The sequence below is a fragment of the Methylobacterium sp. EM32 genome (genome assembly GCF_040593685.1).
Lineage (GTDB): Bacteria > Pseudomonadota > Alphaproteobacteria > Rhizobiales > Beijerinckiaceae > Methylobacterium.
On record NZ_JBEXZS010000171.1, the window covers coordinates 15,779 to 40,641 of the forward strand.

General features: G+C 70.9%; 21 protein-coding genes. 16 read left to right on the forward strand and 5 right to left on the reverse strand.

The genetic code is table 11. The features are described from left to right. The first annotated feature begins 21 nt into the window (after nucleotides 1–21). From ABZT49_RS22230 to ABZT49_RS22285, 12 genes are all read left to right on the forward strand, one after another. Entirely contained in the window at nucleotides 22–1,542 is a 1,521-nt protein-coding gene (locus ABZT49_RS22230) for an NADH-quinone oxidoreductase subunit M (RefSeq protein ID WP_093570655.1), read from the forward strand. A gap of 10 nt (nucleotides 1,543–1,552) precedes the next feature. Further along, the gene (nuoN, locus tag ABZT49_RS22235) at nucleotides 1,553–2,998 is read left to right on the forward strand and encodes an NADH-quinone oxidoreductase subunit NuoN (RefSeq protein WP_355289029.1); all 1,446 of its coding nucleotides are present in this window, start codon (nucleotides 1,553–1,555) and stop codon (nucleotides 2,996–2,998) included. A 4-nt stretch (nucleotides 2,999–3,002) separates the two neighbouring features. Continuing rightward, on the forward strand, nucleotides 3,003–3,803 hold the full coding sequence (locus tag ABZT49_RS22240; RefSeq protein WP_355289031.1) for a biotin--[acetyl-CoA-carboxylase] ligase: 801 nt from the start codon (nucleotides 3,003–3,005) through the stop codon (nucleotides 3,801–3,803). A 204-nt stretch (nucleotides 3,804–4,007) separates the two neighbouring features. Beyond that, nucleotides 4,008–5,681 carry a ribonuclease J gene (locus ABZT49_RS22245; protein ID WP_355289033.1) on the forward strand — a complete coding sequence of 558 codons (1,674 nt, stop codon included), beginning with the start codon at nucleotides 4,008–4,010 and terminating at the stop codon, nucleotides 5,679–5,681. Nucleotides 5,682–6,082: 401 nt separating this feature from the next. Beyond that, nucleotides 6,083–6,487: a methylmalonyl-CoA epimerase gene (mce, locus tag ABZT49_RS22250; protein ID WP_355289035.1), complete on the forward strand. Its 405-nt coding sequence runs from the start codon at nucleotides 6,083–6,085 to the stop codon at nucleotides 6,485–6,487. After that, on the forward strand, nucleotides 6,484–6,816 hold the full coding sequence (locus ABZT49_RS22255) for a DUF1467 family protein (RefSeq protein WP_355289037.1): 333 nt from the start codon (nucleotides 6,484–6,486) through the stop codon (nucleotides 6,814–6,816). Before mce ends, ABZT49_RS22255 begins: the two co-directional genes overlap by 4 nt. Before the next feature lie 461 nt (nucleotides 6,817–7,277). After that, the gene (gene proS / locus ABZT49_RS22260; protein ID WP_355289038.1) at nucleotides 7,278–8,612 is read left to right on the forward strand and encodes a proline--tRNA ligase; all 1,335 of its coding nucleotides are present in this window, start codon (nucleotides 7,278–7,280) and stop codon (nucleotides 8,610–8,612) included. A gap of 4 nt (nucleotides 8,613–8,616) precedes the next feature. After that, nucleotides 8,617–9,921 (forward strand): lipoprotein-releasing ABC transporter permease subunit, encoded by a 1,305-nt coding sequence (locus ABZT49_RS22265; protein ID WP_093570649.1) that lies wholly within the window; start codon nucleotides 8,617–8,619, stop codon nucleotides 9,919–9,921. 108 nt (nucleotides 9,922–10,029) lie between these two features. Continuing rightward, nucleotides 10,030–10,734, forward strand: a complete 705-nt coding sequence (locus ABZT49_RS22270) for an ABC transporter ATP-binding protein (protein WP_109971813.1) — start codon at nucleotides 10,030–10,032, stop codon at nucleotides 10,732–10,734. Between the two features lie 157 nt (nucleotides 10,735–10,891). After that, nucleotides 10,892–13,570, forward strand: coding sequence for a pyruvate, phosphate dikinase (gene ppdK / locus ABZT49_RS22275; RefSeq protein ID WP_355289040.1), 2,679 nt, complete (start codon nucleotides 10,892–10,894; stop codon nucleotides 13,568–13,570). Between the two features lie 58 nt (nucleotides 13,571–13,628). Next, a complete protein-coding gene (locus tag ABZT49_RS22280; RefSeq protein WP_355289042.1) occupies nucleotides 13,629–15,365 on the forward strand; it encodes an adenylate/guanylate cyclase domain-containing protein in 1,737 nt (578 codons plus the stop codon). A 153-nt stretch (nucleotides 15,366–15,518) separates the two neighbouring features. Next, nucleotides 15,519–16,757, forward strand: coding sequence for a cell wall hydrolase (locus tag ABZT49_RS22285; RefSeq protein ID WP_355289044.1), 1,239 nt, complete (start codon nucleotides 15,519–15,521; stop codon nucleotides 16,755–16,757). Between the two features lie 74 nt (nucleotides 16,758–16,831). On the opposite strand, the gene ABZT49_RS22290 is transcribed toward ABZT49_RS22285, so the two are convergent. Next, complete coding sequence (locus ABZT49_RS22290) at nucleotides 16,832–18,181, reverse strand: hypothetical protein (protein ID WP_355289045.1); 1,350 nt, start codon at nucleotides 18,179–18,181, stop codon at nucleotides 16,832–16,834. Nucleotides 18,182–18,588: 407 nt separating this feature from the next. Here ABZT49_RS22290 and ABZT49_RS22295 point away from each other — a divergent pair, with 407 nt between their 5' ends. Both ABZT49_RS22295 and ABZT49_RS22300 read left to right on the forward strand, forming a co-directional pair. Then, the gene (locus tag ABZT49_RS22295; protein WP_355289046.1) at nucleotides 18,589–19,194 is read left to right on the forward strand and encodes a hypothetical protein; all 606 of its coding nucleotides are present in this window, start codon (nucleotides 18,589–18,591) and stop codon (nucleotides 19,192–19,194) included. Nucleotides 19,195–19,330: 136 nt separating this feature from the next. Next, on the forward strand, nucleotides 19,331–20,320 hold the full coding sequence (locus ABZT49_RS22300) for an MDR family oxidoreductase (RefSeq protein ID WP_355289048.1): 990 nt from the start codon (nucleotides 19,331–19,333) through the stop codon (nucleotides 20,318–20,320). A 37-nt stretch (nucleotides 20,321–20,357) separates the two neighbouring features. On the opposite strand, the gene ABZT49_RS22305 is transcribed toward ABZT49_RS22300, so the two are convergent. The 3 genes from ABZT49_RS22305 to ABZT49_RS22315 all read right to left on the reverse strand — a co-directional run bounded on the left by ABZT49_RS22305 (nucleotide 20,358) and on the right by ABZT49_RS22315 (nucleotide 21,412). Further along, a complete protein-coding gene (locus tag ABZT49_RS22305; RefSeq protein ID WP_109971818.1) occupies nucleotides 20,358–20,561 on the reverse strand; it encodes a hypothetical protein in 204 nt (67 codons plus the stop codon). 90 nt (nucleotides 20,562–20,651) lie between these two features. Beyond that, the gene (locus ABZT49_RS22310; RefSeq protein WP_355289050.1) at nucleotides 20,652–20,948 is read right to left on the reverse strand and encodes an antibiotic biosynthesis monooxygenase family protein; all 297 of its coding nucleotides are present in this window, start codon (nucleotides 20,946–20,948) and stop codon (nucleotides 20,652–20,654) included. Beyond that, nucleotides 20,945–21,412, reverse strand: a complete 468-nt coding sequence (locus ABZT49_RS22315; RefSeq protein WP_355289052.1) for a helix-turn-helix domain-containing protein — start codon at nucleotides 21,410–21,412, stop codon at nucleotides 20,945–20,947. The genes ABZT49_RS22310 and ABZT49_RS22315 overlap by 4 nt, the downstream gene beginning before the upstream one ends. 110 nt (nucleotides 21,413–21,522) lie before the next feature. On the opposite strand from ABZT49_RS22315, the gene queA reads away from it, so the two are divergent. Both queA and tgt read left to right on the forward strand, forming a co-directional pair. Further along, nucleotides 21,523–22,611 carry a tRNA preQ1(34) S-adenosylmethionine ribosyltransferase-isomerase QueA gene (queA, locus tag ABZT49_RS22320; protein WP_355289054.1) on the forward strand — a complete coding sequence of 363 codons (1,089 nt, stop codon included), beginning with the start codon at nucleotides 21,523–21,525 and terminating at the stop codon, nucleotides 22,609–22,611. Beyond that, nucleotides 22,608–23,741 carry a tRNA guanosine(34) transglycosylase Tgt gene (gene tgt, locus ABZT49_RS22325; protein ID WP_355289056.1) on the forward strand — a complete coding sequence of 378 codons (1,134 nt, stop codon included), beginning with the start codon at nucleotides 22,608–22,610 and terminating at the stop codon, nucleotides 23,739–23,741. Before queA ends, tgt begins: the two co-directional genes overlap by 4 nt. A gap of 7 nt (nucleotides 23,742–23,748) precedes the next feature. On the opposite strand, the gene ABZT49_RS22330 is transcribed toward tgt, so the two are convergent. Continuing rightward, nucleotides 23,749–24,822 (reverse strand): hypothetical protein, encoded by a 1,074-nt coding sequence (locus ABZT49_RS22330; RefSeq protein ID WP_355289058.1) that lies wholly within the window; start codon nucleotides 24,820–24,822, stop codon nucleotides 23,749–23,751. Nucleotides 24,823–24,863 lie beyond the last annotated feature (41 nt).

Here is a 24,863-nt window from a genome sequence, read left to right on the forward strand (position 1 = left end):
CTGACCGGAGAACAGAGAATCATGCTCGGCCTCGGGATCCTCTCCGGCCTCCTCATCCTGCCCCTCGTCGGCGCTGCGTTCATCCTGAGCTTGCGCGGCGACGAGGAGTCGGTCCGGCGCAACGCCCGCTGGGCGGCGCTCATCGCGACGCTCGCCACCTTCCTCCTGTCGCTCGTCGCCTGGGGTCGCTACGACGCCTCGACCGCGCAGTTCCAGCTCGTCGAGACCCACGCCTGGCTGACGGACACGATCCGGTTCAAGCTCGGCGTCGACGGCTTCTCGATGCCTCTGGTGCTGCTCACCACGTTCCTGATGCCGTTCTGCATCGGCGCATCCTGGCTCTCGATCGAGCACCGGGTGAAGGAGTACTTCGTCGCGTTCCTGGTCCTCGAGACCACGATGATCGGCGTGTTCTGCGCCCTCGACCTGGTGCTGTTCTACCTGTTCTTCGAGGCCGGCCTGATCCCGATGTTCCTGATCATCGGAATCTGGGGCGGCAAGCGCCGGATCTACGCGTCGTTCAAGTTCTTCCTCTACACCCTGCTCGGCTCGGTGCTGATGCTGCTCGCCATCATGGCGATGTACTGGCAGGCCGGCACGACCGACATCCCGACCCTACTGCAGACCCGCTTCCCGGCGAACATGCAGATCTGGCTCTGGCTCGCCTTCTTCGCCTCCTTCGCGGTGAAGATGCCGATGTGGCCGGTCCATACCTGGCTCCCCGACGCCCACGTCGAGGCGCCGACCGCCGGCTCGGTCATCCTGGCGGGCATCCTGCTGAAGATGGGCGGCTACGGCTTCATCCGGGTCTCGCTGCCGATGTTCCCGGACGCCTCGCACTACTTCGCCCCGATGGTCTACACGCTGTCGGTGGTGGCGATCATCTACACCTCGCTGGTCGCTCTGGTGCAGACCGACATCAAGAAGCTAATTGCCTACTCCTCCGTGGCCCACATGGGCTTCGTGACGCTCGGCCTGTTCACCCTCAACGAGCAGGGCATCCAGGGCGCCCTGTTCCTGATGATCTCCCACGGCATCGTCTCGGGCGCGCTGTTCCTGTGCGTCGGCGTGATCTACGACCGGATGCACACCCGCGAGATCTCGGCCTATGGCGGCCTCGTGAAGCGCATGCCGCTCTACGCCGTCGCCATGATGGTGTTCACCATGGCCAATGTCGGCCTGCCGGGCACCTCGGGCTTCGTCGGCGAGTTCCTGGCGATGATGGGCGCCTTCCGGGCCAACCCGATGGTGTCGTTCTTCTCGGTCTTCGGCATTATCCTGTCGGCGGCCTACGCCCTGTGGCTGTTCGCCCGGGTGGTCTACGGCAAGCTCGAGAAGCCGAGCCTGCAGGGGATCACCGACCTCGACCGCCGCGAGATGCTGATCCTCGCGCCGCTCGTGGTGCTGACGATCTACTACGGCGTCCATCCCGGCCCGATCCTCGACGTCTTCGCGCCCTCGACCGACGCGCTGATGCAAGGCCTGCGCGCCGCCCTCTCCACGACCCAGACCGCTGCCGCGGCCCTGCCGGTCCCGCACTGAGTTTTTCGCGATGAACGCCGCTCAGATCGTCATGCCCGCCCTCGGGCCCGCCCTGCCGGAGCTGATCCTGTCGGTCGGCGTCCTGGTGCTGATCCTCTACGGGGCCTTCAAGGGCGAGCGCTCCACCGAGGGCGTCAGCGTCGGGGCCCTGATTCTGCTGATCCTCGCCCTGTTCGCCGTGGTCAGCCAGCCTTTCGGCGCCAAGATCACCACCTTCAACGGCTCCTTCATCGTCGACGGGTTCGCCCGGGTGATGAAGGCGTTGACCCTCATCGGCTCGGCCGCCGCGATCCTCCTCGCCAAGGAGCATTTCGAGCGCGAGCGCATCGCCCGGTTCGAGTACCCGATCCTGATCGTCCTCTCGACGATCGGCATGATGATCATGGCCTCGGCCAACGATCTGATCGGCCTCTATATGGGCCTGGAGCTGCAGAGCCTGGCGGCCTACGTCATCGCCTCGTTCCACCGCGACGACCTGCGCTCGACCGAGGCCGGCCTGAAGTACTTCGTGCTCGGCGCCCTCTCCTCCGGCATGCTGCTCTACGGCGCCTCGCTGGTCTACGGCTTCACCGGCACCGTCTCGTTCCCGCACATCGCCACCGCGCTCCGCGAGGGCTCGGGCCTCGGCGTGGTGCTGGGCGTGGTGTTCGTCGCCGCCGGCGTGTCGTTCAAGCTCGCCGCCGTGCCGTTCCACATGTGGACGCCGGACGTCTACGAGGGCGCCCCGACCCCGGTCACCGCCTTCTTCGCCTCGGCTCCCAAGATGGCCGCGATGGCGATGGCCGTGCGCGTCTTCATCGGCGCCTTCCCGGTAATCACGCCGGAATGGCAGCAGATCATCGTGTTCGTGGCGATCGCCTCGATGGCGCTCGGCTCCTTCGCGGCGATCGGCCAGCGCAGCCTCAAGCGCCTGATGGCCTATTCCTCCATCGCCAATGTCGGCTACGCGCTCATCGGGCTCGCCGCCGGCACGCAGGAGGGGGTGCGCGGCGTCGTGATCTACATGGCGATCTACCTCGCCATGACGCTCGGCGCCTTCGCGGTGATCCTGTCGCTGCGCCGCGGCCGCAAGATGTACGAGACCATCGACGACCTGTCGGGCCTGTCGCGCACCCACCCCTGGGTCGCCTTCCTGCTCGCCATGATGATGTTCTCGCTCGCCGGCATCCCGCCGCTCGCCGGGTTCTTCGCCAAGTTCTACGTCTTCGCCGCGGCCATCAAGGCGAACCTCGTGACGCTGGCGGTGATCGGCGTCGTGACCAGCGTGGTCGGTGCCTACTATTACCTGCGCCTCGTCAAGGTGATGTACTTCGACGAGCCGGCGGAGGCCTACGAGCCGATGGGCCCGGGCCTGCGGATCGTGCTCGGCCTGTCGAGTGTGGTGGTGCTGCTGTTCTGGCTGGTGCCGGCCCCGCTGGTCGGCCTCGCGGGTACCGCCGCCAAGTCGCTGTTCTAGGCGAATGACCTTCGTGCTCGACCCCGCGGCCATCGCCGCGGGATACCGTATCGAGGTCCATGACAGCCTCGGCTCGACGAGCACGCAGGCCCTGGACCGTGCCCGCGAGGGTGCGCCGGGTCCGCTCTGGATCGTGACCCGGGAGCAGACCGGAGGGCGCGGCCGGCGCGGCAAGGGCTGGGGCTGGATCCAGGGCAATCACGCGGCGAGCCTGCTCTGGCCGGTGCCGGGGGGCTTGGCGCCGGACCGGGTCGCGACGCTCGGCTTCGTCGCCGGGGTGGCGGTTGACCGGGCCTTGCGCCGCGCGTGCGGGCCGGGTCCCGACGGACGCGCGCCCGATTTCCGGCTCAAATGGCCGAACGACGTGCTGCTCGCAGGCGCAAAGCTCGTCGGCATCCTGCTTGAGATGGAGACGCTGCCGAGTCGCGGCGCGGTCGTCACGGTCGGCATCGGCATCAACGTGGCCGGCGCGCCGGACGGCTTGCCCTACGCGGCGACCTCGCTGGCCCAGGCCGGCTACGCCGTCGATGCGCCGGGTCTGTTCCGCCTGCTCACCGGCGCCTGGGTCGAGTCCGAGCGGCTGTGGGACGAGGGACGGGGTTTCTCGCGGATTCGCGAGGCCTGGCTCTCATCCGCCGCGGGCCTCGGCGGTCCGGTGAGCGTCCAGTCCGGCGGCCGCGTCGTGACGGGAACGTTCGAGACGATCGACGAGGGCGGCCGGCTGGTCGTCCGGCTGCCTGAGGGCAACCGCGTCGCGGTCTCCGCCGGCGAGGTGCATTTCGGAGCGGCGGCCACCGCTGCCTGACGGGGAAGCGGCCCGGCGCCCGCGCGGCGACGACGCTCTCCCCCGACATGGTCGAAGTCTTCCCGGCGGGGCGCTTCACGGCGCCGCCGCCGCGCGGCCGTTTTCGGCCGCACACGCAACATGACGGCGCCGTGACCGTGACGGCAGACGAGGCCGTTCCTCGAGTGGGACCGCGACGGCGGTCCGTGTGATGATGGGTTGGACATGTCGAACAAGGGAGATGAGCTGATCTTCGTGCCCCTCGGTGGGGTGGGCGAGATCGGCATGAACGCCGCGCTCTACGGCTTCGGCCCCCCGAAGCACCGCAAGTGGATCATGGTCGATCTCGGCATGGGCTTCGCGAGCGAGGAGCACATGCCGGGCGTCGACCTGATGTACCCGGATCTCAGCTTCGCCGAGGAGCACCGCGAAAACCTGCTCGGCATCCTGATCACCCACGGCCACGAGGACCATATCGGCGCCATCGGCGAGCTGTGGCCCAAGCTCAAGGTGCCGATCTACGCCACCCGCTTCACCAAGAACCTGATCGAGGCCCGCCGCCTCGGCGAGCCGGGCGCGCCCAAGGTCGACATGCGCGAGGTCCCGGCCGACGGCCGGCTGAATCTCGGGCCGTTCTCGATCGAGTACGTGCCGGTCGCCCACTCGATCCCGGAGGCGAACGCCCTCGCCATCCGCACGCCGCTCGGGATGGTGCTCCATACCGGCGACTGGAAGCTCGACGACACCCCGGTCGCCGGCAATTCGACCTCCGAGGAGACCTTCACCCGCCTCGGCGAGGAGGGCGTGCTGGCCCTGGTCTGCGATTCGACCAACGTCACCCGCGAGGGCCGCTCGCCGAGCGAGTCGGAGGTGGCTGACCACCTCGCCGAGCTGATCCGCAATTCGCCGCACCGGGTCGCGGTCACGACCTTCGCGTCGAACGTCGCCCGCATGCGCGCCGTCTGCCTCGCGGCGCAGGCCTGCGGCCGCGACGTCGTCGCGGTCGGCCGCGCCATGGACCGGGTGATCGACGTCGCCCGAGAGTGCGGCTACCTCGACGGGCTGCCGGAGATCCGCGGCGCCGAGGCCTACGGCTACCTGCCGCGGGAGAAGGTGGTGGCGCTGCTGACCGGCTCGCAGGGCGAGGCGCGGGCGGCGCTCGCCCGGGTCTCCCGCGACGAGCACCCGGAGATCGCGCTCTCGCCCGGCGACCGGGTGATCTTCTCCTCTCGGGCGATCCCCGGCAATGAGCGGGCGGTCGGCGCGATCATCAACGACCTGATCGAGGCCGGCATCCAGGTCATCACCGACCGCACCGAGCTCGTCCACGTCTCCGGCCACCCGCGGCGCGACGAGATGGCGGCGATGTACCGCTGGACCAAGCCCCGCATCGCGGTGCCGGTGCACGGCGAGGCCCTGCATCTCGCCGAGCACGCCACCTTCGCCCGCAAGCAGGGCGTCGACCAAGTGGTCAAGGCCCGCAACGGCACCCTGATCCGGCTGGCACCGGGCGAGCCGGAGATCGTCACCCACGTCAAGAGCGGGCGGATCTACAAGGACGGCAACGTGCTCGTCGATTCGAACGATCGCGCCATCCCCGAGCGGCGCAAGCTCGCCTTCACGGGCATCGTCTCGGTGGCGATCGCGCTCGACCGCAACGGCGAGCTCAAGGGCGAGCCCTCGATCGACCTGATGGGCCTGCCGAGCTACGGCCGCAAGGGCGAGGTCATCATCGACATCATCGGCGACGCGGTCGAGCGCACGCTCAACGGCCTGGCGCGGACCAAGCGGCGGGATTCGGAGGCGGTGGAGAACGCCGTCGACCGGGCGATCCGCTCGGCCGTCAACGAGGTGTGGGGCAAGAAGCCGGCCTGCCATGTGATGGTGGTGGAGGTGTGAGAAGGGCAGGGCGTCGGTGAGAGGCCACGCCCAACCCTCCCCCCTCTGCGCAGGGCTGTCCGGGGAAAACTCTTCAAAAATCAAACGTGGGATCCCCTCTCCCGAGTGGTAGAGGGGTAGGGGTGAGGGTGACACGCTTCAGTGTGAAACGCAGAGCGTCGAGCTGCGCAGCTCGACGCTCTGAGCTCTAAACTGAACCGTAGCACCCTCACCCCCGGCCCCTCTCCCAAACGGGAGAGGGGAGACGCGCCATTTCCTTTCCCCAGACAGCCCTGCCTCTGCGGGAGAGGGGTCTGGCGTCCCGCTTCACGCCGAGGGCAAAGACCATCCTTGCCGTAGCGCCACCCCGCGCCTCACCCTAGAATCAACGAACACCCCCAGGGACACGGAGGAACATCCCCATGATCGGCCGGCTCAACCACGTCGCCATCGCGGTGAAGGATCTCGAGGCCTCGGCGAAGGTGTATCGCGACACCCTCGGCGCCACCCTGTCGGCCCCGCTGCCGCAGCCCAAGCACGGCGTCACGGTGATCTTCGTCGAACTCCCGAACAGCAAGATCGAGCTGCTGGAGCCGCTCGGCGCCGACTCGCCGATCAACGCCTTCCTGGAGCGCAACCCGGGCGGCGGCATCCACCACGTCTGCTACGAGGTCGACGACATCCTGGCAGCCCGCGACAAGCTGAAGGCGCAAGGCGCCCGCATCCTGGGCAGCGGCGAGCCGCGCATCGGCGCCCACGGCAAGCCGGTGCTGTTCCTGCACCCGAAGGATTTCCTCGGCACCCTGGTCGAGCTGGAGCAGGCGTGACCGCCCTCCTCGACCGCGCCACCGCCTCGATCCCGCGCACCCTCGCGGTGTGCGTGCTCCTGATGCTGCCGATGCTGGTGCTGGCGGTCTGGGGCTTCCGTCTCAGCGGCTTCGGGGCGGGGGCGCTCTACTTCGTGGTGTGGTGGACGGTGCTGTTCGCGGTGCTGCCGTTCCGCGCGGCGCCCGACGGCACCGAGGTGATCGTGCCGGGGCAGGACCTCGGCGCGCCGCACAAGCCGCAGATGCGCCGCAAGGCGGTGTGGACCACGCTTGTGTCGGACGTGGTGTTCATCCTGGCGGTCGCGGCCTTCCCGCTCGCCGGATTGTGACGGGCCGCGACCGTTCGAGGTCGCGACCTGCCCCAAGGCAGTGCAGGCTTCCAGCGCGTAAGCGCAAAATAAAAAAGCAAGGCTCGGAAGCCTTGCTTGATAGCTTTCTGAATGTTTTGACCAGCCGATGATATGTTGTTCACCCGTTGGGGCGTTGAGGCTGGTTTTTCCTCCCGAGACTCGGACCTTGCGCGGCGCCGTTCGGCCTGCCTGCGCATCATCGCGAGGACGCTTATAGGAAGAAGAATTCGCATTGTCACCTGGCTTTGAGCAGGTTGATGCGTTTTTTTGCATGGCCCCCGCATTTTCCTTCTCCGACCCGCGCCGGGCGCGGGGGCGGCGGGGCGGATGGCGCGCCGGTCCGCGTTTCATGTTTTGCGAACGGGGCCGGAAGCGTGCAAAAGGGCGTTCCCCGGGGGAGCGCCCCGGCGAAGCCACCGCCTGCCACGTCAAGGTCCGACATGCGTCTCAGCCGCTATTTCCTGCCCATCCTGCGCGAGACGCCCAAGGAAGCCGAGATCGTCTCGCACCGGCTGATGCTGCGCGCCGGCATGATCCGCCAGGAGGCCGCCGGCATCTATGCCTGGCTGCCGCTCGGCCTGCGGGTGCTCAACCGCGTCGCCGACATCATCCGGGCCGAGCAGGACCGCTCCGGCGCGATCGAGCTCCTGATGCCGACGATCCAGTCGGCGGATCTCTGGCGCGAATCGGGCCGCTACGACGCGTACGGCAAGGAGATGCTGCGCATCAAGGACCGGCACGAGCGCGACATGCTGTTCGGGCCGACCAACGAGGAGATGATCACGGCGATCTTCCGCTCGGCCGTGCGCTCCTACAAGGACCTGCCGAAGAACCTCTACCACATCCAGTGGAAGTTCCGGGACGAGGTGCGGCCGCGCTTCGGCACGATGCGCTCGCGCGAGTTCCTGATGAAGGACGCCTACTCGTTCGACCTCGACCAGGCCGGCGCGCGCCACTCCTACAACAAGATGTTCGTCGCCTACCTGCGCACCTTCGCGCGGCTCGGCCTGAAGGCGATCCCGATGCGGGCCGAGACCGGGCCGATCGGCGGCGATCTCAGCCACGAATTCATCATCCTGGCCCAGACCGGCGAGAGCGAGGTCTATTGCGACCGCGCCTATCTCGACTTCGCGACGCCGGAAGCCGCGACCGACTTCGACGACGTCGCAGGCCTGCAAGCCACCGTCGACCACTGGACCTCGCGCTACGCCGCCACCTCCGAGATGCACGACGCCGCCGCCTTCGCCGAGGTGCCGGAAGGCGAGCAGATGGCCGCCCGCGGCATCGAGGTCGGCCACATCTTCTATTTCGGCACCAAGTACTCGGAACCGATGGGCGCCAAGGTGACCGGGCCGGACGGCCAGGAGCGCCCGGTCCATATGGGCTCCTACGGCATCGGTCCGAGCCGGCTGGTGGCGGCGATCATCGAGGCCGGCCACGACGAGGCCGGCATCGTGTGGCCGGACGCGGTGGCGCCGTTCGACGTCGCGCTCCTCAACCTCAAGGTCGGAGATACCGCCACGGATGCGGCCTGCGCCAAGCTCCAGGGCGAGCTGGAGGCCGCCGGCCTCACCGTGCTCTACGACGATCGCGACGAGCGGCCGGGCGGAAAGTTCGCCACCGCGGACCTGATCGGCCTGCCCTGGCAGGTCATCGTCGGCCCGAAGGGCCTCGCCGACGGCAAGGTCGAGGTGAAGCGCCGGGCGACGGGCGCCCGCGAGACCGTGGCCCCCGACGCGGTGCCCGAGTTCCTCCGCCAGAACCGGACTCGTTGAGCCGATGGCCCTCGCCGCGATCCGCGAGCGCCTGCCGAAATTCGGCGGGCGCATCTTCGGCGGGGGCGCCACGCTGCCCTTCGCGCCCTTCGAGTGGACGATCGCCGGGCGCTACCTGCGCACCCGGCGGAAGGAGGGCTTCGTCTCGGTCATCGCCCTGTTCTCGTTCCTCGGGATCATGCTGGGCGTCGCCACCCTCATCATCGTGCTCTCGGTGATGAACGGTTTTCGCAAGGAGCTGCTCAGCAAGATCGTCGGCATCAACGGCCACATCTTCGTCGCGCCGATCGACCGGCCGCTGACCGATTTCGCCGACCTGTCGGACCGGCTCGGCAAGGTGGCGGGCGTCCACCTCGCCCTGCCGATGGTCGAGGGCCAGGCCTTCGCCTCGTCGCAATTCGGCGGCTCCGGCGTGCTGGTGCGCGGCGTGCGGGCCGACGACCTGCAAAAAATCCCGTCCGTCGCCAAGACCATCCGGGGCGGCACGCTGGAGAATTTCGACACCGGCGGCGGCGTCGCCATCGGCAAGCGGCTCGCCGAATCCCTCGGGCTCCAGGCCGGCGACACGATCACGCTGGCGACGCCAAAGGGCGCCACGACCCCGTTCGGTACCGCGCCGCGGATCAAGAGCTACAACGTGGCGGCGGTGTTCGAGGTTGGCATGTCCGAGTTCGACGGCACCTTCGTCTACATGCCGCTGACGGAGGCGCAGGCTTTCTTCAACCGCGACGGCGACGTCTCGGTGATCGAGATCTTCCTCGACAACGCCGATTCCGTCGGCGAGGCGCGGGGCGAGCTGGAACTCGCCGCCGAGCGCCCGGTGCTGATCACCGACTGGCGCCAGCGCAACCGCACCTTCTTCTCCGCCCTCGAGGTGGAGCGGAACGTGATGTTCATCATCCTGACGCTGATCGTGCTGGTGGCGGCGCTCAACATCGTGTCGGGCCTGATCATGCTGGTGAAGGACAAGTCGAGCGACATCGCGATCCTGCGCACCATGGGGGCGACGCGGGGCGCGATCATGCGCGTCTTCCTGATCACCGGCGCCTCGATCGGCATCCTCGGCACGCTCGCCGGCTTCGTCCTCGGGCTGGTCTTCTCGGCGAACCTCACGGTGATCCAGCGCACGCTGTTTCCCGGCGCCTGGGACCCGACGGTGCGCTTCCTGTCGGAGATCCCCTCCGAGACCAATGCCAGCGAGGTCGTGGCCGTCGTCCTGATGTCGATGGTGCTGTCTCTGCTGGCCACGCTGTACCCGTCCTGGCGCGCCGCCCGGCTCGACCCGGTGCAGGCCCTGCGCTACGGCTGATCCGTCGGGCCCTCGCCCCCCGATCCTGTTCCCGAGTACGCACCGGATGCCGCGACCCGTCTATCCCCCGATTTCCGTCCCGCGCCAGTCAGCGAGGGGCGCCTGACCTTGACGGACGACACCCAGCAGCAGCCGGTTCCGGCCCTCTTTCTCGCCCAGGTCGAGCGCCGCTACGCGCAAGGGGCCGGCCATCTCGACATCCTGCGCGGGGCCGACCTCGCGATCTGGCCCGGCGAGATCGTCGCCCTCGTGGCGCCGTCCGGCACCGGCAAGTCGACCCTGCTCCACGTCGCCGGCCTGCTCGAGCGGCCCGACGGCGGCGAGGTCTATATCGGCGGCCAGCCGAGCGCCCGGATGGACGACGCCGCCCGCACCCGGATGCGGCGCGAGGAAATGGGCTTCGTCTACCAGTCGCACCACCTGCTGCCGGAATTCTCGGCGCTGGAGAACGTGGTGCTGCCCCAGCTGATCCGCGGCCTGTCGGCGCGTGAGGCCCGCTCCCGCGCCTCGGAACTCCTGTCGTTCCTCGGCCTCAAGGAGCGCTTGAGCCACCGCCCGGCGGAGCTGTCGGGCGGCGAGCAGCAGCGCGTCGCCATCGCCCGGGCGCTCGCCAACGGACCGCGGCTGCTGCTCGCCGACGAGCCGACCGGCAACCTCGACCCGCAGACCGCCGGACACGTCTTCGCGATCCTGGTCTCGCTGGTGCGCGCCTCCGGGGTCGCGGCGCTGATCGCCACCCACAACCTGGATCTCGCCGCCCGGATGGACCGGCGGGTGACGATCCAGAACGGGCTCATCGTCCAGCTCGCCTGACCCATCGCCGGTCGCTACAATCCAGGCAGGGGCCGGGCTCACGGTTTCTCCACGCACGGGGCGCTGGACGGCGCTGCCGTTCAGCTTGCGTTGGGGTCGCGAATGGTCCAACCCCGACGGGACGTCAGGCGGCAGCCGCTACGAACGGACGAGTGATATGGCGAAGTGGGTCTACACCTTCGGCGACGGCAAGGCCGAGGGCAAGTCGGCGATGCGCGACCTGCTCGGGGGCAAGGGCGCGAACCTCGCGGAGATGTCGAATCTCGGCCTTCCCGTGCCGCCGGGCTTCACCATCACGACCGAGGTCTGCACCTATTACTACGACCACGGCCGGCAATACCCGCCGGAGCTGGAGGGCCAGGTCGCAGCGGCGCTCGAAGCGGTCGGCTCCTTGACCGGTCGCCGCTTCGGCGATGCCGAGTCGCCGCTCCTCGTGTCGGTGCGCTCCGGCGCCCGGGCCTCGATGCCCGGCATGATGGACACGGTGCTCAATCTCGGCCTCAACGACACCACCGTCGAGGCGCTGGCCCGCGGCGCCGGCGACGAGCGCTTCGCCTATGACAGCTACCGCCGCTTCATCACCATGTACTCGAACGTGGTGCTCGGCGTGGAGCACCACTCCTTCGAGGAGGTGCTGGAGCGCTACAAGGACGAGAAGGGCCTCACCCTCGACACCGAACTCGGCGCCGCCGACTGGAAGCACCTGATCGGCGAGTACAAGGCGCTGGTGAAGCGCGAGCTCGGCCAGGACTTCCCGCAGGATCCGCAGGCCCAGCTCTGGGGCGCGATCGGCGCGGTGTTCGGCTCGTGGATGAACCCGCGCGCCAACAAGTACCGCGAGCTGCACAACATCCCGGCGAGCTGGGGCACCGCGGTCAACGTCCAGGCCATGGTCTTCGGCAACATGGGCGAGACCTCGGCCACCGGCGTCGCCTTCACCCGCAACCCCTCCACCGGCGAGAAGGCGCTCTACGGCGAGTTCCTGATCAACGCGCAGGGCGAGGACGTGGTGGCGGGCATCCGCACGCCGCAGGACATCACCGAGGTCGCCCGCCTCGAGTCCGGCTCCGACAAGCCCTCGATGGAGCGGGCGATGCCGGAGGCCTATGCCGAGCTGGTCCGGATCTACGGCATGCTCGAGCACCATTACCGCGACATGCAGGACCTGGAATTCACGGTCGAGACCGGGAAGCTCTGGATGCTGCAGACCCGCAACGGCAAGCGCACGGCGAAGGCGGCCCTTCGCATCGCGGTCGAGCTCGCGGCGGAAGGCCTCATCACCCACGAGGAGGCGGTCGGCCGCGTCGAGCCTGCCTCCCTCGACCAGCTGCTGCACCCGACCATCGACCCGAAGGCCGAGCGCAAGGTCATCGCCACCGGCCTGCCGGCCTCGCCGGGCGCCGCCTCCGGCGAGATCGTGTTCAACTCCGAGGAGGCCGAGGCGGCCAAGAAGGCCGAGCGCAAGGTCATCCTGGTCCGCATCGAGACCTCGCCCGAGGACATCCACGGCATGCACGCCGCGGAAGGGATCCTGACCACCCGCGGCGGCATGACCTCGCACGCGGCGGTGGTCGCCCGCGGCATGGGCAAGCCCTGCGTGTCGGGCGCCGGCCAGATCCGGGTGGATTACGCCGCCCGCACCCTGTCGGTCGGCGGCGTGACGCTGAAGGCCGGCGACCGCATCACCATCGACGGCTCGAACGGCCAGGTGATGCAGGGGTCGGTCGAGATGATCGAACCCGAATTGTCCGGCGACTTCGCGGCGCTGATGGAATGGGCCGACGCGGTCCGCACCATGAAGGTCCGCACCAACGCCGAGACCCCGCTCGACGCCCGCACCGCCCGCAAGTACGGCGCGGAAGGGATCGGCCTGTGCCGCACCGAGCACATGTTCTTCCAGGAGGAGCGCATCGTGGCGATGCGCGAGATGATCCTGGCCGATGATGCCGACGGCCGCCGCGCCGCGCTCGCCAAGCTCCTGCCGTACCAGCGCCAGGACTTCGTCGAGCTGTTCACCATCATGTCGGGCCTGCCGGTGACGATCCGGCTGCTCGACCCGCCGCTGCACGAGTTCCTGCCCCATTCCGACAAGGAGATCGGCGAGGTCGCCGCCGCCACCGGCGTCCAGGAGGACAAGGTGCGGCGCCGGATGAACGAGCTGCACGAGTTCAACCCGATGCTCGGCTTCCGCGGCTGCCGGCTCGCGATCCTCTACCCCGAGATCGCCGAGATGCAGGCCCGCGCGATCTTCGAGGCGGCGGTGGAAGCGGCCAAGCAGACCGGCACGCCGATCATCGCCGAGGTGATGGTGCCGCTGGTCTTCACCCGCACCGAGTTCGACCTCGTGAAGGCCCGCATCGACGCCATGGCGAAGGCCGTGGCGTCCGAGACCGGCAGCGACGTCGAGTACCAGGTCGGCACGATGATCGAGCTGCCCCGCGCCGCACTGCGGGCCGGCGACATCGCCCAGACGGCGGAGTTCTTCTCCTTCGGCACCAACGACCTAACGCAGACGACCCTCGGCATCAGCCGCGACGATGCGGGCCGGTTCCTGGGCCCGTACACGCAGCGCGGCATCCTGGCCTCCGACCCCTTCGTGTCGATCGACCAGGAGGGCGTCGGCGAGCTCGTGCGGCTCGCCGCCGAGCGCGGCCGGGCGGTGCGGGACAAGCTGAAGCTCGGCATCTGCGGCGAACATGGCGGCGACCCGGCCTCGATCGCCTTCTGCCAGGATACCGGCCTCGACTACGTCTCCTGCTCGCCGTTCCGCGTGCCGATCGCCCGGCTCGCGGCGGCGCAGGCGGCGCTCAAGGTGAAGGGCCGCGGCGAGGCCTGATCTGACACGAGCGGCAGGCCGTCCTCCCGAACGGCCTGCCGCCCTGCGAGAGAACCCCATGCGCGAGCCGCCCCCCGCCGGCCGTCCCGATCCTGGGGCCGGCGCCCGCCTGTGGCGCGGCTCGCTCGAGCAAAGGCTGCGGCTGGTCTCGGGGCTGGTCCTGTTCGCTTTCGCGGGCACCCATTTCGCCAACCACGCCCTCGGCCTTGTCGGCCTCGACACGATGATGGACGTCGCCCGCTGGCGGGTCGCGGTCACGCGCTCGATTCCCGGCAGCCTGGTCCTCGGCCTCTCGCTGCTGGCCCATGTCGCCTTCTCGCTCGTCAAGCTCGCGGAGCGACGGACGCTCCGGATGCCGCCCTGGGAGGCGGCGCAGACGATCCTCGGCTTCGCGATCCCGTTCCTGCTGGTGCCGCACGTCCTGGGAACCCGGGTCGCCAACCTGGTGGACGGCACGCGGACGACCTACGCCTACGTAATCACCCGGATCTGGCCCGACGGCATGGGCTACCAGACCGCCCTGCTGCTGGTGGTCTGGCTGCACGGCTGCCTCGGCCTGCATGCCTGGCTGCGCCTGTCGCCGCTCTACCGGCGGATGGCGCCGCTGCTGGCCGTGCCGGCCTTCGGCCTGCCGGCCGCGGCGCTCGCCGGCATCGTCACGCAGGGGCGCATCATGGAGCGGGACCGGGTGCTGGCTCGCCGCTTCGACGCGCCCGACCTCGACGCCCGCTGGCCGGTGCCGCAGGTCGACCCGGCGATCTCCGCCTGGGGCGACACCGTCACCGGGGCGATCTACGCCGCAGTGGCGCTGGCCCTCGGGGTGGTGCTGATCCGGGCGGCCGCGAGCCTGCGAGCCCGGCGCTTCACCGTCGCGTATGTCGGCGGACCTACGGTGAAGAGCCTGGAGGGGCCGACCCTCCTTGAGATCAGCCGGGCGAACCGGGTGCCGCATGTCTCGGTCTGCGGCGGGCGCGGGCGCTGCTCGACCTGCCGCGTGCTGGTGGTCGGCGGCGAGGGGAACCTGTCCGCGCCGAGCCCGCAGGAAGCCGCGTCCCTGCGGGCGATCGGCGCGCCCGCCAACGTCCGCCTCGCCTGCCAGACGCGGCCCTCCGGCGACGTGGCCCTGGTGCGCATCCTCGACGCGCGCCGCGAGAGCGCGGACCAGCACCTGACCAATACGGATGTCGCCGGGATCGAGCGCGAGGTGGCGATCCTGTTCGTCGACATCCGCGGCTTCACGCCGCTCTCGGAGCGCAAGCTGCCCTTCGACGTGGTGTTCATCCTCAACCACTTCTTCGAGGCGGCGGGCCGCGAGATCGAGGCGGCGGGGGGCTGGATCGGCGGCTATGCCGGCGACGGGCTGCTCGCCCTGTTCACCCATCCCGACGGGACCGGCCCCGCCTGCCGGGCCGCCTTCACGGCCGCCGGCCGCATCGACGCCGCGGTCGCCGAGCTCAACCGGCGCCTCGCCGCCGAGCTGCCGGCGGCGCTCCGGATGGCGATGGGCCTGCATGCCGGCCCCCTGGTGCTCGGCCGCCTCGGCCACGGCGCGAGCCGGGGCATGTCGGTGATCGGCCCGGCGGTGAACCTGGCGAGCCGGCTCGAATCCCTCGCCAAGGCCGCCGACGTGCAGCTCGTCGCCTCGGCGGAGGCCGCGGGGCGGGCGGGGATCGCCCTCGACGGGCTGCGGGTCGAGACGGTGGCGGTGCGCGGCGTACGGGCCGAGCTTCCAGTGATCTACGCCCCGCGCGCCGCCGACCTCGCCGGGCGGTTGCGCGCGCCCGCGTCGCCTTAACCAACGCTCAACCATACCTCGCGACACTCACGCCTAGGTTTTCGGTCCCGCGCGGGCCGGGTGGGCTCGTGCGAGAGTGAGGTCGGGGCTGTGGGCAGGCGGTACTTGCGCAAGCGCGACCTGCGCCAACGGCAGGCTCGGCGGACGAAAGGGATGCGCTGGCTCGGCGCGGCCGTCGCGCCCTGGGCCGTCGGCCTCGGCGTCCTGGTTTCCTTCACCGCCTCGGCCGGCTACGAATCCTCGCTCGGATCGAGCGCGGTGGCGCGCCTCGTACCGCGCATGACGCCGCCGCTGCCGGAGCGCGGCCTGATCACGCCAGTGTCCTTGTCACAACTCAGCCTGACGGGCCCCCTTCTTGCCGGTTCCTCGCGCCTCGCCCTCGACGCCGAGCCGCTGCGCCCGGACCTGAAGGTCGATGCCCGCACCCGGCCGGAGGCCCAGCGCACCCACAAGGGCGACGCCCTGGTGCCGGCCCGGGTCGGCGGCGCCGGCCGCGCCGCGCCGCTGAATACCGGCTGGCTCGGCAGCAGCGGCCCGAGCGTCGCCTCGACCTTCACCCCGGGCCCCGCGACCTGGAACCCCGAGCTCGAGCCGCAGGAGGGCTTCGTCCCGCTCCCGGAGGCCGATGGCGGCGAGGCGGGCGCCAGCTCGCCGGCGGCCGGCGCGTCGGCGCCGACCCGCGGCGCGACCGCCGGCGGGCAGACCGCCGACACGGCCCGCGAGGCCCGGGAGCGCGGGAGCCAGGGCGGCAGCACCCCGGCGGTGCCCCGCGCCGTCGCCCTGTCCTCAACGACGCCGGCCCCGGCCGACGCCACGCCGGTCGAGATCGCCGCCGGCGGCCAAATTTCCCCTCGCCTGGATGTCTCGCCCCGCCTCGACCGCGACACCCGCGCCGCCGTCACGACCGCCGCCCGCATCGCCCCCGAGGCCCTGCCGAGCGAGGATGCCAGGCGCCGCTACGCCGACCTGATCACCCCGGAGAACGCCGAGAAGGAGCAGCGCTGCCTGGCGGAGGCCGTCTATTTCGAGGCCCGGGGCGAGCCCGAGCAGGGCCAGGCCGCGGTGGCGCAGGTGGTGCTCAACCGCGCCAAGAGCGGCCTCTATCCGGCCAATATCTGCGGCGTGGTCTACCAGAACCGGCACCGCTACATGGGCTGCCAGTTCTCCTTCGCCTGCGAGGGCAAGTCGCTGCGCATCACCGACGATGCCTCCTGGCAGGTTGCGACCCGCGTCGCCCAGTCGGTGGTCGAGGGCCGCACCTACCTCGCCGATGTCGGCGGGGCGACGCATTACCACGCCGACTACGTCAAGCCGCGCTGGTCGCGCCGCCTGCGCAAGATGGACGTGATCGGCCGGCACATCTTCTACCAGCTGCGGCCGGGGCAGACGTGAGCGACCGGAGCATGGTCCGACGACGTGGATACCTATTCGTCGGAGAAGGCTCTATCGCGCGCTGCTCTTGATCGTCACCACGACGAGAGCGCCGCCCGCTTCCAGGTGTTGGTCGCCACGCAGGTATAGACGAAGGCGGCGTCGTGGGCCCAGTCGCCCGCCATGCAGGGGGCGGAGGACGAGGCGGGCGTCGACAGGGGGCTGTTGATGACCCCGCGCGTGGTGGTCCGGCCAGGCTCGACCCGCAGCGCGACCGTGCCGTTCTGTGCGTATTGCAGCCCGCCGCCTGCATGCGACAGGCAGCCGTCGAAAGTGTCGAGGCATAGGCCCTGTCCGGTGCTGGCGAGCAGGGCGAACCGGGTCGAATCGGCGCTGGTGTTCAGGCCGACATGGTGGTGGCCGGCGACGTTGATCGCATTGTAGGCGCTCGTCGCCGTGAGGAGGTCGGTGTCCGAGACGTTGTTCTCGCCCTGGAAGTAGATGCCGTTATGGACCATGGCGTTCTGCGCCGCGTAGGCCACCGGCCCGGGCGCGTCCGGGATCGCGACGTCGCCCGCGAGCTGCGTCGGGCTGACGAAGTGGGCCCGATAGAGGGTCTCGCCGAGCTTGATGCGATAGATCGCCGGCACGAATTTCTGGCCCGAGACCCAGGTGACGGTGTTCTTCGCCACCGTGACCGTTCCCGCATAGGTGTTGGTCGATCCGCCGCCGGAATAGAGCCAGGCGGTGTTGGGATGGCCGCTGATGCCGTTGAAGAACATCGCGGCCGACAGGCAGGTCGAGCTCGGGGCGCAATCCTGGTTGAAGTTGTTCATGTCGTACTCGACGCCCCATGATTGGACGCCGCCGGAGCCGGGCGCGATGTGGAAATCGATGTTGTGGCCCCAGGTCGATGGAGGCTTCTCCCCGTTCGGACCCGGGCGCTGGCGCACCGAGATCAGCTGGCCGGTCGCGTTCGTGGTATCGAGCCGCGCCTTCGATTCCGGCCCGCCGACCGTCTCGAAGTTGACGAAGATGCCGTTCGCCCCCTTCGCCACGGCGCCGTCGCCTCGGGCCTGGACGAGGAGCGTCGTGGTGCTGTCGGCCATCGCCTTGCCGTCAGGGCCGCGCGGCGTACCGCGGGTCGGGTAGACGGCGATGTCCTGGCCGGGTGCGGCGAACACGCCGAGGCAGCTCGGTTGCCAGCTCAGTGTCCCGTCGGTGGCGTAGGCCCCGTCCGAGCTGACGCAGCCGGTGCCGACCGCGAGGCGGTCCGAGGCCGTCAGCGTGCGCGCACGGAAAGCGGTGGGCTCCTGGAGCGCCGCGGGACCGGTGCCGCCGGGGCGCGGCGCTCCCGAGGGATCGAGGGCGGCCGCCGGTCCGGCGAGCGCGGCTCCGACCGACGCGAGCAGGGTGATCGGACCGATGGTGGGCAGGCGTGGCATCGTCGTTCCTTCTCGTCACTCTTGCTCGTCAATACAGCCCGTCGGCCTCGCGGCGTCCGGCCGGCTCGGCACCGTAGGGGCGGGGAGGGGCGAAACGAAGGGCCGGCCCTGCGCGATCGGGCGGCGGCGCGGACCTGCCGCGATCGTCGCTGCAAGGTTTACGGTAACTATAGGTGATTCATACAAGTCTCCGGTTCCGCAATCCCGCCTACCGATCGACTCTCAGGCTTGCGCGAATCCCTCCGCAACCCCCCGAAATACGTAGTAAATCCCGAGGGCAATTTTACCCTCTTCCGGGTTTCGGCTTGCCTGAAGGGCATCCGAGCGGCTTCTCTCACGGGCAAGCGTGGCGCTGGCGAGCCCCGCGCCGACCCTTTCCCCGCGCCCCCCCTCGAGGAAGCCTGACCATGACCGCCCGGGTCACCCGTGCCACCACCCGCGCCACCGCCGCGACCGCCCTCGCGGCGGGCCTGCTCTTCGCCGCCCCGGCCGTCGCCGGCGGCTACGGCTGCACCACCGATTGCTACCGCCACGTCGCGACCCCGCCGGTCTACGGCACGGTGTCAGAGCAGGTGATGGTGCGCCCGCCGCGCACGGTGAGCCACGTCGTGCCGCCGGTCTACGACACCGTCTCCGAGCAGGTGCTGGTCGCGCCGGCCCGCCGCGTGTGGCAGACATCCGTCGACGCCTACGGCCAGACCGTCGGCTGCTGGGTCACGATTCCCGCCCGCTACGCCACCCAGACCCGCCGCGTGCTGGTGCGCCCGGCCCAGGTGGTGCCGCAGGTGATCCCCCCGGCCTACGCCTCCTACCAGCGCCGCGTCCTGGTCGAGCCCGGCCGCTCGGGCTGGGTGCCGGCGAATGGCGGCGGCTACGGCGCCGGTCCGGCCCCCGGCGGGATCGTCGGGGCGGGCCTCGGCCTCGCGGGGGCGGGCATCGGGCTCGCCGGCGCGGCGGTCGGCGCCGGAACCGGCCTCGTCTTCGGCGGCGGCAGCGTCTACGACGGCTACTGAGGTGGACACGCGGCCCGGGCGGATGCCCGGGCCGTCTCTCGGAGCCGCTCAGCCTTGCCGCCGCGGCACTCGCGCACCAGAACCCTGAGCGAAGCGAACGCGGCTCGAGCGCCGCGCGCGATCAGGGAGGCGGAGCGTGGGCACGTTCAAGGCGGTGGTGATCGAGAAGGGCGAGGGCGGGCAGCGCGTCGCGCTCAAGGATGTCGACGAATCCGAGCTGATGGACGGCGACGTCACCGTCCGGGTCACCCACTCCACCCTCAACTACAAGGACGGGCTGGCGCTGACCGGCAAGGCCCCGGTGGTGCGGCGCTGGCCGATGATCCCCGGCATCGACTTCGCCGGCGTGGTCGAGACCTCCTCCCACCCGGACTGGAAGCCGGGCGACGCCGTGGTGCTCAACGGCTGGGGCACCGGCGAGACCCATCTCGGCGCCTACGCGGAAAAATCCCGGGTCAAGGGCGACTGGCTGGTGGCGCTGCCGGCCAACCTCACACCCGAGCAGGCGATGGCGGTCGGCACCGCCGGCTACACCGCGATGCTGGCCCTGCTGGCGCTGGAGCGCCACGGCCTCACCCCGGAATCCGGCCCGGCCCTGGTGACGGGGGCCGCGGGCGGCGTCGGCTCGGTGGCGGTCTCGCTCCTGGCGCGCGCCGGCTGGCACGTCATCGCCTCGACCGGACGGGCGGACGAGGAGGCCGGGTACCTGCGCGGCCTCGGCTCGGCCGAGATCATCGACCGGGCCGAGCTGAGCCAGCCGGGCAAGCCCCTGGGGAAAGAGCGCTGGGCCGCCGCGATCGACGCGGTCGGTTCGACGACCCTCGCCAACGCCCTGGCGATGACCCGGTATGGCGGTGCCGTCGCGGCCTGCGGGCTCGCCGGCGGCATGGACCTGCCGACCTCGGTGGCGCCCTTCATCCTGCGCGGGGTCGCGCTCTACGGCATCGAGAGCGTGATGGCGCCGCTGCCCTTGCGCCGCGAGGCCTGGGCCCGGCTCGCCCGCGACCTCGACCCCGCCGCTCTCTCGGCGATGACCACCACCGTGCCGCTCGCCGAGGTGATCGAACGCGGGCCCGAGATCCTCGCCGGGCGCACCCGCGGCCGGGTCGTCGTGACGATCGCGTAGGCGCAAGCCCTCGGGCCCGCGCCGATCGCCTCACCGATCAGGCGGTGGCCGGCCGGTCGCCCGCGCGGGCCTGCTCGCGCAGGCGGCTCACCTGGGCCCGCGCCCGGGCCGCCGCAGCCTTGCGGGCGTAGTGGTTGCGCGTGAAGCCGAAACGGGCGGAGGCCGCGAGGCTCTCCAGCCGCTCGGCCTCGCACTCCCACCAGACGACGAGCTCGGCATCGAGGGTCGGATGGCTGGCCATGACGAGAGACTCCGCGACGATCGGGACCGGTGACGCCTCAGATGGGGCGGCCCGGCCCGTGATGCCAAGGTCTCCTCTATCGACACGCCGTCAGTTGCGGATCACCTCGTAGAGGCCGGGATGGTGCGGGAAGCGCCCCATCTCCGGCCCGACCAGGGCGCGGAAGGCGGGATCGGAGGTCGCCGCCCGGAACGCCTCGGCCGAGCGCCAGGTCGCCACGTTGACCAGCAGGAAGCGGGCGCCCGGCGCGACGGCGCGGTGCAGCTTGGTCTCGACGAAGCCGGGCTGCCGGCGCAGGTGATCGGCCGCGCGCTCCCAGTAGGCGATGGCCGCCGCCTCATCCCCGGGGGCGACCTCGAAGGAATTGATCAGCACCACGTCGCTCATGACTCCGCCTCCGCAGCGCCACTCTCCTCGTCCTGCTCCAGCGCGGCGCGCAGGCGCCGGAGCAGGGTCGTGGCCTCCCGGAGGGAGGCGGGCGCGCATCCCTCCGTCATGCGGGCGGCCCAGGTGGCCTGGCGCGCCTGCGCCGCCGCATAGGCGCGCTGGCCCGCCTCGGTCAGCACCACCAGGGCGGCCCGCCGGTGATCCGGATTGGGCGCGAGCGCCACGAACCCGTCCGCCGCCAGCTCGGTCACCAGGCGCCGTACCGCCTGCCGGGTCAGCCCCATGGCCCGTGCCGCGCCCGCCACCGTCAGCGGCCGCCCCGCCAGGGCGACGGCGCCGAGCACCTGCCAGCGGGCGCTGGTGAGGCCGAGGTCGCGGGTGAGTGCGTCGCCGGCGGCGAGCAGGGCGCCATTGAGGCGAAACACCTCCAGGATCAGCGCGGTGGCAGTCTCGACACGGGACACGGGACCTTCCCTCGTTCGACAACACGGTGCCAATTCGACAACTTATTGTCAATCAGCTGGAATGCACTCGCCCCATTGATCCGGCGGCGGAATCCTGGCTGAAGGGCCGGATGCGCGTGGACCTGTTCGATTTCGACCTGCCGGAGGACCGCATCGCCCTCCGGCCCGCGGTGCCGCGGGACGGCGCCCGCCTGATGCTGCTGCATCCCGGCCGCCCCCCGGAGGACCGGGTGGTGCGCGACCTGCCGGGCCTGCTGCGGCCCGGCGACGTCCTGGTGTTCAACGACACGCGGGTGATCCCGGCGCGCCTGCGCGGCCTGCGCCACCGGCCGGACGGCCCCGATGTCCGCCTCGAGGCGATGCTGCATCTCCGCGAGGCGCCGGATCGCTGGCGCGCCTTCGCGCGGCCGGCCAAGCGCCTGCGGGTCGGCGACTGGGTCAGCTTCGGCGGGACCGGGGAGGGCGAAACCTGCGCCATGACCCGCCTCGACGCCACCATCGTGGAGCGCGGGGACGGGGGCGAGACCACCTTCGCCTTCGACCTCGCCGGGCCGGCCCTCGACGAGGCGGTGGCGGCGTTGGGGGAACTGCCGCTGCCCCCCTACATCGCCGCCAAGCGCCCGACCGACGCGCGGGACGCCGCCGACTACCAGACGGTCTATGCCCGCGAGCCCGGGGCGGTGGCGGCCCCCACCGCCGGCCTGCACTTCACGCCCGCGCTGCTCGACGCCTGCTCGGCCGCCGGCTTGGCGCAGGTGCGGGTGACGCTGCATGTCGGCGCCGGCACCTTCCTGCCGGTCAAGGCCGACGACACCGACGAACACCGGATGCATGCCGAGATCGGCGAGATCACGGGCGAGGCCGCCGAAGCGCTGAACCGGGTCCGTGCCGCGGGCGGGCGGATCGTCGCCATCGGCACCACGGCGCTCCGGCTCCTCGAGAGCGCTGCCGAGCCCGACGGCACGATCCGGCCCTGGACCGGCGCCACCGACATCTTCATCACCCCGGGCTACCGCTTCCGCGCGGTCGACGCGCTGATGACCAACTTCCACCTGCCGCGCTCGACCCTGTTCATGCTCGTCTCGGCCTTCGCCGGGCTCGAGCCGATGCGGGCGGCCTACGACGCCGCGATCGCCCGCGGCTACCGATTCTATTCCTACGGCGATAGCAGCCTGCTCTTCCGGGCGGAGACGCGATGACCGATCAGTTCAGCTTCACCGTCGCGGCGACCGACGGTCCCGCCCGTACCGGCGAGATCCGGATGCCGCGGGGCGTGATCCGCACCCCGGCCTTCATGCCGGTAGGCACCGCCGGCACCGTCAAGGCGATGTATCCCGAGCAGGTCAAGGCGCTCGGCGCCGACGTGGTCTTGGGCAACACCTACCACCTGATGCTGCGCCCCGGCGCCGAGCGGGTGGCGCGCTTAGGGGGCCTGCACGCGATGATGCAGTGGCCCTACCCGATCCTGACCGATTCCGGCGGCTTCCAGGTCATGTCGCTGGCCGGTCTCCGGAAGCTCGACGAGACCGGCGTGCGGTTCCAGTCGCATCTCGACGGCTCGACCCACCTGCTCAGCCCCGAGCGCTCGATCGAGATCCAGGGCCTGCTCGGCTCCGACATCCAGATGCAGCTCGACGAGTGCGTGCGCCTGCCCGCGCCCGAATCGGCGATCGAGAGCGCGATGCGGCTGTCCCTCCGCTGGGCCGAGCGCTGCCGCATCGCCTTCGGCGACCAGCCCGGCAAGGCGATGTTCGGCATCGTGCAGGGCGGCGACATCCCAGGCCTGCGGATCGAGAGCGCGAAGGCGCTGGTCGGTCTCGACCTCAAGGGTTACGCGATCGGCGGCCTCGCGGTCGGCGAGCCGCAGGCGACGATGCTGGCGATGATCGAGACCGTCGAGCCGCACCTGCCGACGGAGAAGCCGCGCTACCTGATGGGCGTCGGCACGCCGGACGACATCGTGCAGGCGGTGAGCCGCGGCATCGACATGTTCGACTGCGTGATGCCGACCCGGGCCGGCCGCCACGGCATGGTCTATACCCGCCACGGCCGCCTCAACCTGCGCAACGCGCGCTTCGCCGAGGACAATGCGCCCCTCGACCCGGAATCGACCTGCCCGGCGGCGAACCTCTACAGCAAGGCCTACCTGCACCACCTCGTCCGCGCCGGCGAGATCCTGGGCATGATGCTGCTGACCTGGAACAACCTGTCGTACTACCAGGACCTGATGGCGGGCCTGCGCCGGGCCATCGCGGCCGGGCGGCTCCACGACTTCATCGGCGAGACCCGCGAGGGCTGGGAGAAGGCGGAGCGCGACCGCGCGGCGTGAACCGTCCTCAGGGCTCCGCCCGCGGCGCGGCGAGCACCCGGTAGAACCCGTCCGGGTCGTCGCGCCCCGCCTCGGCCGCTCGGCGCAGGGCCGAAACGATCCGGTCGGCCACCGGCAGGCGGTAATGCAGGGCGTCCCAGTAAAGGGTGTCGTCCCGCGTCACGACCGACGGAATGCGGAAATCGACCGCGAGGGCACCGTGCCGGCGGGCGATCTCCGCCACCCGCGCCTTGCAGGCCGCCTCGCGGGCGGCCGCCGCGCTGCCGGGCTCGGGCTGCGCCACCACGTTGACGGGCATGAACGCGACGATCTTGCGCGCCTCCGTCGGCGCGAGGCCGAGGAGTTCGTCGAGCCAGGGGAGGGCTGGCGTGGCCGGATCCGCCTCGGGCCGCTCCTTGAGGCGAGGCGCGTCGCCGTGGATATGCGCCGCGGCGCGGGCGGCGTCGTAGCGCGATTCCGGCGGGGTGAAGACCTCGTAGCCGTCGCTGCGGATGCGGGCCGGCATGCGGCCGAGGCGGTGGAGCAGCGCCCGCCCGGCGATCTCGACGCTCTGCTGGTTCCACTGGTGAAACACGGCGGTCCAGGCCAGGGGCTCGCGGTAGAGCCAGGGCGGGAAGGCCCGGAAGGTCAGCCGCTTCCGGTCCGCATCCGCCTCGCACCACGACGCGTCGAGACCGAACAGCACCGCCGTCGCGGGCGCCCGCGCCAGGAACAGCCGGGCGAGCTGCGTCTGCTCCCAGGGCGTCGCGGCGTTCATCGCGAGGTTGGCGAAACGTCCGCCGAAGGCCCGGTCGAGCGCACGCGGATCGAGGAGGCGGGCGGTCGAGGTGCCGAACACCGCCGCGTCGTACGCCCCGCCGCGCACCACCTGCGGGTACATGAAGCGCTGGTTGAGATCCATGATCGGCCCCTGCGCCCGCCCGGGCGCGGCGCGCAGGCCGTAGGGGTCGAGGGCGGCCACGAAGGCGAGCACGAGGAGCCCGGCCAGCCCAGCCGCGCCGAGGAAGAGGCCCGTGAAAAGCCGCCAGCGCGCGGCGGGATCGGCGTGGGAGGCGGTGTCGGGCGTCATCGATGCGGGCATGTGTGGGCGGCCGTGGTCTCCCGGTTGACCCGGCTGCGTCA